Annotated in this window: 1 protein-coding gene and 1 pseudogene; both read right to left on the reverse strand. The window is 46.5% G+C overall.

The genetic code is table 11. The features are described from left to right. Positions 1–319: helix-turn-helix domain-containing protein (locus tag CXQ94_RS23240; RefSeq protein WP_258067313.1), on the reverse strand; the 319-nt coding region annotated here is incomplete at its 3' end. A 36-nt stretch (positions 320–355) separates the two neighbouring features. Further along, positions 356–526, reverse strand: a pseudogene (locus CXQ94_RS23890) (transposase); the annotation flags it as partial. Between the last annotated feature and the right edge of the window lie 81 nt (positions 527–607).

A 607-nucleotide genomic window follows, 5' to 3' on the forward strand; every position in this document is an offset into this window, starting at 1 on the left:
CCCTCAGGGCACCCACTTTTTTTAGAATGAAGTTCTCCGCTTCTAACAACAGTTTCTCATGCTTGAGCCGTTCATTTTCTAACTTCAAGCGTTCTACTTCAGTTAACTCTTTTGCCGGCTCAAGTTGCTTCTTTCGTTGACCTCGACGGTCAACTAAGCCACTGCTACCGTCCTTCTCAAACTTCCGGACCCAGTTGTAGACCTGGTGGTACGAGACATCAAACTTGTCAGCGGTGGCTTGATAGTTTTTGCCATGTTCGAGGGCATAGGTAACGACTGCTTCTCGTTCAGCTTGAGTAACTTTGCGTTTGGCTTTCATCCGGGTAGAACCTCCTGATTTCTCCGTAAAGGTTTTACCACTAGTATATCGTTTCAGCCATCTTCGTAACACACTGTGACTCGAAATATTGTAACGATCACAACACTCGTAAACGCTATATTTCCCTGATAAATAATCCTGACAGGCTTGACACTTTAGTTCTGGGGAGTAACGGCGCCAAGTGTGAGACTCTTCCAATCCTGCCATCCCATCGTGTTGATAAGCACGGGCCCAATCCTGCACAGTATGCCCGCTAACGCCATATTGTTTAGCTAATCGAGAGATGCC

This window comes from Arthrobacter sp. GMC3, assembly GCF_002929305.1.
Lineage (GTDB): Bacteria > Actinomycetota > Actinomycetes > Actinomycetales > Micrococcaceae > Specibacter.